This is a genomic window from Kineosporia sp. A_224, from assembly GCF_002198655.1.
GTDB lineage: Bacteria > Actinomycetota > Actinomycetes > Actinomycetales > Kineosporiaceae > R-H-3.
On the sequence record NZ_MWLN01000181.1, the window covers coordinates 59,282 to 67,435 of the forward strand.

8 protein-coding genes are annotated in these 8,154 nt (G+C 76.6%); 4 read left to right on the forward strand and 4 right to left on the reverse strand.

All coding sequences use genetic code 11. From position 1 onward, the window contains the following. Nucleotides 1-30 precede the first annotated feature (30 nt). Together EDJALFJO_RS18740 and EDJALFJO_RS18745 are read right to left on the reverse strand one after the other, a co-directional pair. Complete coding sequence (locus tag EDJALFJO_RS18740; RefSeq protein WP_088287834.1) at nt 31-975, reverse strand: fructosamine kinase family protein; 945 nt, start codon at nt 973-975, stop codon at nt 31-33. Nucleotides 976-1,033: 58 nt separating this feature from the next. Continuing rightward, nucleotides 1,034-1,861 carry a DMT family transporter gene (locus EDJALFJO_RS18745; protein WP_088287835.1) on the reverse strand — a complete coding sequence of 276 codons (828 nt, stop codon included), beginning with the start codon at nt 1,859-1,861 and terminating at the stop codon, nt 1,034-1,036. 138 nt (nt 1,862-1,999) lie between these two features. Here EDJALFJO_RS18745 and EDJALFJO_RS18750 point away from each other — a divergent pair, with 138 nt between their 5' ends. Together EDJALFJO_RS18750 and EDJALFJO_RS18755 are read left to right on the forward strand one after the other, a co-directional pair. Then, a complete protein-coding gene (locus EDJALFJO_RS18750; protein ID WP_088287836.1) occupies nt 2,000-4,216 on the forward strand; it encodes a phage holin family protein in 2,217 nt (738 codons plus the stop codon). Continuing rightward, a complete protein-coding gene (locus tag EDJALFJO_RS18755; protein WP_088287837.1) occupies nt 4,213-5,448 on the forward strand; it encodes a cytochrome P450 in 1,236 nt (411 codons plus the stop codon). The genes EDJALFJO_RS18750 and EDJALFJO_RS18755 overlap by 4 nt, the downstream gene beginning before the upstream one ends. A gap of 24 nt (nt 5,449-5,472) precedes the next feature. Here EDJALFJO_RS18755 and EDJALFJO_RS18760 read toward each other — a convergent pair whose 3' ends face one another. Both EDJALFJO_RS18760 and EDJALFJO_RS18765 read right to left on the reverse strand, forming a co-directional pair. Continuing rightward, entirely contained in the window at nt 5,473-5,955 is a 483-nt protein-coding gene (locus EDJALFJO_RS18760) for a GNAT family N-acetyltransferase (RefSeq protein WP_088287838.1), read from the reverse strand. A 3-nt stretch (nt 5,956-5,958) separates the two neighbouring features. Then, on the reverse strand, nt 5,959-6,300 hold the full coding sequence (locus EDJALFJO_RS18765) for a gamma-glutamylcyclotransferase (protein ID WP_088287839.1): 342 nt from the start codon (nt 6,298-6,300) through the stop codon (nt 5,959-5,961). A gap of 155 nt (nt 6,301-6,455) precedes the next feature. Between EDJALFJO_RS18765 and EDJALFJO_RS18770 the strand changes: the two genes are divergently transcribed. Together EDJALFJO_RS18770 and EDJALFJO_RS18775 are read left to right on the forward strand one after the other, a co-directional pair. Beyond that, nucleotides 6,456-7,223, forward strand: a complete 768-nt coding sequence (locus EDJALFJO_RS18770; protein WP_088287840.1) for an SDR family oxidoreductase — start codon at nt 6,456-6,458, stop codon at nt 7,221-7,223. 154 nt (nt 7,224-7,377) lie between these two features. Beyond that, nucleotides 7,378-8,154, forward strand: a 777-nt coding sequence (locus EDJALFJO_RS18775; RefSeq protein WP_088287841.1) for a class I SAM-dependent methyltransferase, incomplete at its 3' end; no start/stop codon positions are given.

Here is an 8,154-nt window from a genome sequence, read left to right on the forward strand (position 1 = left end):
ACGCCCCCGTGACGCCGCGTGGAACAGTCCTCAGCGGCAGCGGGCCAGCGTCTCGGCGAGCCGGTCGTGGAACTGCCGTCCCCACGCGCTGCCGCCGTCCACGGCGACGACGGCCAGCTGGTGCCCGACGAGCCACAGGTCGCGCCGCGCCGGGAAGCCCGGGTCGAGGACGCCGCCGGCGTCGCGGTAGCCGGCGAGCAGCCCCGGCCCGACCGGCTCGAAGACGTCGACGGCGGCCAGGTCGGCCTCGGGGTGCCCGAAGTACGGCGCGGGGTCGACCGCGACCGCCCCGTCCGGCGTCGAGAGCAGGTTGTTCTGCTGGGCGTCGCCGTGCAGCAGCGCGGGCGGGACGTCGGGGCCGGCGAGCTCGGGCAGCCGCGCGGCGAGCCGCTCGACGGCCCCGACGAACGGGTCGGACGCGTCGAAGCGCCCGGCGTCGACACCCGCCCGCAGGAACGGCAGCCAGCGCCGCTCGACGAGGAAGTCGCACCATCGCCCGGAGGCGACCGGCCGGCTGCTCATGGGCAGCGGTCCGAACGAGCCGTCGTACCCGGCCGGGTCCGTGGCACCGAACGCCTCGCCGCGGACGGCGTGCAGCGCGGCGAGCAGGCCGCCGACCGCGCGCCAGTCGCTCTCGAGGCGGTCGTCGCGGACGGCGACCGCCTCCTGCACGAGGACGTGCCCGCCCGGGACGGCGACCCCGCCCGTTCCGACCGCGACCGGCGTCCGGACGCCGGCCCTCGTGGTGAGCAGCGCCAGCGCGGCGACCTCCCGGTCCGTGGCGGCCGCGGCGTCCGGTCCGGTGTGGAGCTTGGCGAAGACCGTGAGCCCGTCGCCGGCGAGCAGGCCGGCGGGGTGCGAGGCCCGGGCGTCGAGGTCGGTGAACCGTGTGACCCGCCAGGCCCGGCCGCGGTGCGCGGACACCGCCCGCTCGACGGCGGCGACGGCGTCCGGGGTGAGCAGCGGGTGCGGCACCGGCCCAGCCTCCCGGTCCGGGGGACGCTCGGGCGAGCGAGTATGCGGGCGACCGCGGTCAGCCGACGGCGATGAGGACGACGCCCGCGACCGCCCCGGCCACGCCGACCACCTGCACGGCCCGCAGCCGCTCGTCGTGGACGATCCGCGCGAGCACCGCCGTCACGACCGGGAACAACGACGACAGGACGACGGCCACCCCGACCTGGCCGCGGGTCGAGGCGAGTGCGTAGGCGATGTTCGCGCCGGTGTCGCCGATACCGACGAAGGCGATCGTCCCGGCGTCCGAGCGGCGCAGCCCGCCGAGGCCGCGGGTGGCCAGTGCGAGCCCGCCGGCGAGGACGACGCTCGAGAGCCGCAGCCCCATGAGGGTCTGCGCGGGGTACTGCTCGCTGCCGTGCGCGACGACGAGCATGAGGACGCCGTAGCTCACCGCCGAGAAGAACGTCATGGCGAGCACCGCGGCCGTGATCCGGCCCGAGCGCAGGTCGGGGCCGCTCGCGAGGATCGCCCCGACGACGGCGAGCGCGAGCCCGGCGAGCTGCAGCGGCGGCGGGACGACGCCCCGCGCGAGGTCGACCGCGACGGGCAGCGCCGAGCCGCCGGCCGCGATCGGGGCGACGACGCCCATCGGGCCGCGGGCGAGCGCCAGGTAGAACGCCGCCAGCCCGACGTAGGCGAGCACCCCGGCGGCGAGCGCGAGCGGCAGCCACTCCCGCCAGCCGGCGAGCCCGCCCGAGGCGAGCGCCCAGCCGAGCAGGCCGACGAAGCCGACGGCGTGCACCGCACCGGTGACGGCGAGCGGGTGGAGCCGCTTCGTCGCGGTGCCCGCGACGAAGTCCGCGCCGCCCCACAGCAGGCTCGCGAGCAGCGCGAGGGCGGTCACGGCGGCCTCCGGGCGGTCGGGTCGGTGAGCTGGTCGGGGGAGAGCGGGTCGGGGGAGCGGGTCGTCCGGAGCCTAATGATGGGATGACCCGACCGACAGTCCGGACCGCACGACAGGCAGGCTCCGTAGGATCGCGGTGTGTCCGACGGCCCGAGCAGGACGGTGTCCGGCGGTGCCCCGGCCGGCCCGGCCCGCCTGGGCACCCGGGACCGGCTGCGGCTGCGGCTCGCGGACGCCGGCAGGGCGTTCGTCGGTCTCGCCGGCGCGACGCTGGGGTTCGCGATCGCCTCCTCGCTCGTCCCGGGGTTCCGGCTCCACGGCTGGCCCGCGACCGTGACGGCCGCCGTCCTCTTCATGGCCACCGGCGCGCTGTTCCGCCCGGTGCTCGTCCGCGTCGCCGCCCGGCTCGGCTGGCCCGGGGCGGTGCTGCTCGCGCTGCTCGGGCAGACCGTGGTCGTCTGGGCCATCGCCCGCGGGGACGCCGGCTCCGGCCCGGGGCTGCTCCTCGCCTCGTTCGCCGCCGCCTGGATCATCGCCGGCGTCACGACGGTGCTCATGTGGGTCTTCACCGCGGGCACCGACGAGGCGGTCACGGCGAGCCTGGTGCGGCGGGCGATGCGGCGGCGCTCCCGCGGCCGGCAGGCCCGGCCGGCGGACGCCGACGTCCCCGGCGTCGTCTTCGTCCAGGCCGACGGCGTGCCCTACCCGGTGCTCGAGCTCATGATCATGGCCGGCACGCTGCCGACGCTGTCGCGCTGGGTCCGCAGCGGCTCGCACGTCATGCGGGAGTGGCGTCCCCGGCTGCCCGCGACGACGCCCGCCAGCCAGATGGGGCTGCTCCACGGCACGACGGACGGCATCCCGGCGTTCCGCTGGGTCGACCGCGCGAGCGGCCGGGTCTACGTCGCGAACCGGCCCGCGGACGCGCGGGCCGTCGAGGCGCTGCACTCCGACGGCCACGGCCTGCTCGCCGACGACGGGGTCTCCGTGAGCAACCTGTTCACCGGCGACGCCCCGGTCGCCTACGCGACGATGAGCGCCGTCGACCGCACCCAGGAGACGCTCGCGACCCGACGCGCCGTCTCCCGCTTCCTCGCCCGCCCGGACGGCCTCGCCCGCGGCATCTCCCGGACCGTCGCCGAGATCGTCCGCGAGCGGTTCCAGGCGGCCCGCGCCCGGCGCCGCGACCTGCACCCACGGGTGCACCGCGGCTGGGCGTTCGCCGTCGAGCGGGCCGCGCTCAACGGCGTCCTGCGCGACCTCAACACCTCGCTCGTCGCGACGTCCATGCTCGAGGGCCGCAGGTGCGTCTACGTCGACTACGTCGACTACGACGCGGTCGCCCACCACGCGGGGATGCTCCGGCCGGAGTCGCTCGACGCGCTCGCGGGCATCGACGCCGTCCTCGCCCAGCTCGAGAAGGTCGCCGCCGTCGCCCCGCGGCCGTACCGGTTCGTCGTCCTCTCCGACCACGGGCAGTCCCAGGGCGAGGTCTTCGCCGACCGGTACGGCGAGGACCTCGCCGCGCTCGTCGCCCGGCTCGCGCACGCGGGCGTCACCGACGCGACGACCGGCTCCGAGGCGGCGGGCCGGCTCGGTGCCGTCACGGCGTCCGCGGGCAGCGTCGACACCGCGTTCGGCCGGGCGCTGCACGCGGCCGGCGACCGGATCGAGCGCCGCGGGAACGCCGACGCCGACCGGGCGACGGCGACCCAGCGGGCCGCGGTCGCCGGGCGCGACGGGCCGGGCGACGACGAGTTCCTCGTCTTCGGCTCGGGCAACCTCGGGCTCGTCTACGTCGCGGGCGAGGACCACCGGCTCTCCCGCGAGGAGCTCGACGCGCGGTTCCCGGCGCTCGTCACCGGCCTCGTGACCCACCCCGGCGTCGGGTTCGCCGTCGTCCGCTCCGACGAGCACGGGATCGTCGCGGTCGGGCCGGACGGCGAGCACCGGGTCGAGCGCGGTGAGGTCCTCGGGGTCGACCCGCTCGCACCGTTCGGCGAGCACGCCGCCGAGTTCGTCGCCCGGGCCGCCGCCATGCCGGAGGCGCCCGACGTCCTCGTCAACAGCCTCATCGACGCGATGGGCGAGGTCGCCGCGTTCGAGGGGCTCGTCGGCTGCCACGGCGGGCTGGGCGGCTGGCAGGACCGGGCGATGGTCGTGCACCCCGTCGACCTGCCCGCCCCGGACGGGCTCGTCGTCGGTGCCGACACGCTGCACGCCGTCCTCGTCGGATGGCTGGAGCTGCTCGGGCACCGCCGGGCGCTGCCGCCCCGCCGCGAGCGCCCGTACGCCACGGGCCGCGGCCGGCCTCTTCCGGGGCCGGACGGATCAGGGCAGGATCGCGCGCCATGACGACCTTCCTGGACGACGTGACCGTCGAGGACCTCGACGCCGACCCGTACCGGATCTACGCCCGGATGCGCGCCGAGCTCCCGGTCGCGCGCGTCCCCGCCGTCGACTCCTGGTTCGTCACCCGGCACGCCGACGTCGCGTTCGTCGCCGAGCACCCGGACCTCTTCCCCGCCGCTGCCCCCGGGTCGCCGGTCGAGCGGTCCTTCGGCGCACCGACGATCATCACCGTCGACGGCCCGGTGCACCACGACCTGCGCCGCGCCTTCGACGGCAACATGCGGCCCAAACGGGTCGAGGGCTACGTCGACGACCTCGTCCGGCCGATCGCCGCGCGGCACGCGGCGGCGCTCGCCGGGGCCGCGGCGTCGGGGGAGCCCGTCGACCTGCTCGCGACGTACTTCGAGCCGATCTCGGTGCTGAGCCTGGCCGCCGTCCTCGGGCTCGACCTCGACGCGCAGACGCTGCGCCGCTGGTTCCACGGCATGAGCCTCGGCGCGATCAACTACGAGCAGGACCCGGCCCGGCAGGCCGAGGCGGACGCCGTCCTCGCCGAGGTCGACGCCGTCGTCGTCCCGCTCCTGCAGCACCTCGCCGCGCACCCCGACGACTCGACGCTGTCGCACATGCTCCACGCGGGCCGGGCGGCCGGCGACCCGCGACCGGTCGACCTCGTGCTGCCGAGCGTCAAGGTCGCGATCCTCGGCGGGATGCAGGAGCCCGGGCACGGCGCGGCGTCCACGCTCGCGGCGCTGCTCGCCGCGCCCGCCCAGCTCGCCGCCGTCCTCGCCGAGCGCACGCTCGTCGCCGCGGCCGTCGAGGAGGGCACCCGGTGGGTCACGCCGATCGGCACCCAGTTCCGGACGGCGGCCCGCGACGTCGAGGTCGGCGGGGCGACGGTGCCGGCCGGGGCCGGCGTCTCCGCCGTCCTCGCGTCGGCGAACCGGGACGCCGCGGTCTTCCCCGAGCCGGACGTCTTCGACCTGTTCCGGCACGTGCCCGGCCGGGCAGGGGACGGGCCGGTCGGGGCCGCCGCCGCGGCGGCCGGCCAGGCGGCGTACGGCTTCGGCAAGCACTTCTGCTCCGGGCACTCCTTCGCGCGGCACCAGATGCGGATCGCGCTCGAGGAGGTGCTCGTGGCCTTCCCGGCGGTGCGGGCCGCGGGCGACGGGCCCGTCGAGTTCCGCGGCTGGGAGTTCCGGGCGCCGGTCGCGCTGCCGGTGCTGCTCTCGTGACTGCCTCTCGGGGCCGGACGACGCTCACACGGTGAGCGTCGTGAGCTCGGCGACGACCTCGCCGTCGACCCGCTCGTCGAGCTCGACGAACCCGACCGAGGCGTAGAGCCGCCGCGCCGCGGTGTTCGCCGGGTCGACCGACAGCCGCACCGGGTGGCCGCCGGGCCGGTCGAGGAGCCACCGCGCGAGGGTGAGCACCGTCGCCCGGCCGACGCCGGTGCCCTGCTGCGAGGCGTCGACGAGCATCCCGCCGACCCAGTGGCAGCCGTCCTCGTCGTCCCACGCCCACATGACGTGCCCGACGACCTCGTCGCCCGCCACGACGGCGAGCGACTGCCACACCTGCTCGCGCAGGCTGAGCAGCAGGTAGCGGGCCGCGGACGGCGGCACGAAGTCGCGCTGGTCGTCCCGCGGGACGACGTCCGCGACCGCGCGCCAGTCGGCGTCGTCGACGGGGTGCAGGGTGACCGGTCGCCCGGTGCGGTCGCGGATCCCGAGGTCGATCACGGCTCAGCCGCCGTGACCGGGGGCGAGCACGTAGACGTTCGCGACGACGTCCCCGTCCGGGGTCCGGACCGCGGTCGTGACCCGGCGGTAGCCCGGGCCCTCGAACGCGTCGAGCCGGTCCCAGTGCGCGGGCAGGTCGGCCGACTCGAGCACCTGCACGGTGACCTCCGGACCGGCCGGGTCGAGCGTGAGCCCGGGGTAGCCCAGCGCGGCGCCCCACCCGGACTCGACGAGGACACCGCGGACGACGCCCTCGAACCAGCGCCCGCCGAGCCCGGCGACCTCGTGGTGGTTGGACCGACCGGGCCCGAGCGTCCCGTACGTCGCCAGCCGGTGCTCCGCCACGCCGTCCTCCGCTCCTCGCGCCGCCGAAGCCGGGTGCCCCGACAGTGGGGAGACCTCGACGGCAGTCCGCCGCGGACGTTACCCCCTAGCGGGCGTCCCGGCCCTGTCGCGGAACTCGGTCGACCTCGCGGCGGGGTGGGGGCTTGGATGGGTGGATGCCGCAGGCAGGGTCCCGTCCCGTCGTCCTCGTCACCGGCGTCGGCCGCACCGCCGGCATCGGCGCCGCGTGCGCCGTCGCGCTCGCGGCGGCCGGCTGGGACGTCGCCGTCTCGTGGTGGTCCGGGTACGACGCCCGGATGCCGTGGGGCGCCGACCCGGACGGCGTCCCGGGTGTAGAGCGGGCCGTCGTCGACGCCGGCGGCCGGTTCGTCGCCGTCGAGGCCGACCTGGAGCGCCCGCGGACGCCGTCCGAGCTGTTCGACACGGTGACCACGGCGCTCGGCCCGGTGACCGCGCTCGTGCTCTCGCACTGCGAGTCGGTCGACTCCGACCTGCGGTCGACGACCGTCGAGAGCTTCGACCGGCACATGGCCGTCAACGCCCGCGCGACCTGGCTGCTCGTCAAGGAGCACGCCGAGCGCTTCGCCGGGCCCTTCGGCACCGGACGGGTCGTCGCGCTGACGAGCGACCACACCGCGCACAACCTGCCCTACGGCGCGAGCAAGGGCGCCATGGACCGGATCGTCCTCGCCGCAGCCCGCGAGCTCGCCGACCTCGGCGTCACCGCGAACGTCGTCAACCCCGGCCCGACCCAGACCGGCTGGATGGACGACGCCCTCGTGACGCGGGTCGTCGAGCAGACCCCGCTCGGCCGGCTCGGCCGCCCCGAGGACGCCGCGCGCCTCGTCACGTTCCTCTGCTCGGACGCGGGCGGCTGGGTCAACGGCCAGCTGCTCTGCAGCGACGGCGGCATCCACGCCTGACGAGACTGCCGGTTCCCGGCACATCGTGACCGATCCCGCGGCGCATTGCCGGGGGATCGGTCACGATGAGGACGGCACCCGTGACCGGGGCGGAACGCGGCCTGCGCCGTCGATAGGGCGTCGACCTCGGCGCCAGGCACTGGGACGATCCGGTGTGATCTACCAGCACCCGCTGGCCTACCTCCTCGGGCTCCAGGGCCGCGCGCTCCTGCGCGCGTTCGCCGGCGAGTACGACCGGGACTTCACTCTGGCGCGCCTGGCAGAGGTCCGGGTCCTGCTCGACTCCGCGGACGTGCTCGGCGAGGGGACATCGCTCGCACTGCTGAGTGTGGCGGACGGCTACGAGGCCTGGGCGCCGCGGTACGACGAGCCCGGTAACGCGATGGTGGACCGGGAAGGGCCGCTGGTCCGTGCGCTGCTGGACCGGATCCTGGACGGCGACGGGCGAGGCACCGTTCTGGACGCGGCCTGCGGGACGGGCGGGCACGCCGCGCATGTCGCGGCCCGCGGGCACCGCGTCATCGGGACGGACTGCTCGGCGGCGATGCTGGCCCTCGCACGGAGCAAGCTGCCCGACGCCGAGCTCCACGAGGCGGACCTGGCGGCGGTCCCGCTCCAGGACGCATCCGTGGACGTGGTCGTCTGCGGGCTCGCGCTCGCCCACGTCCGCGACCTGCGGCCCGTGTTCACGGAGTTCGCCCGCGTCCTGCGCCCCGGCGGCCACCTCGTCATCTCCGACTCCCGTGGCTACGTGCACGGCGGCGGCGGGTACCCGATCGTCGTCCGTGCGCCCGGCGGCGGTCTCGGGTACATCCCGTCGTGGTCCCATCCGACGAGCGCCTACCTGAAGGCCGCGCTGCCGGTCGGCTTCCAGGTGCGGTACTGCGAGGAACCGCCCTGCCCCGCCCCCCTGGTCGACGGCACCGGGACC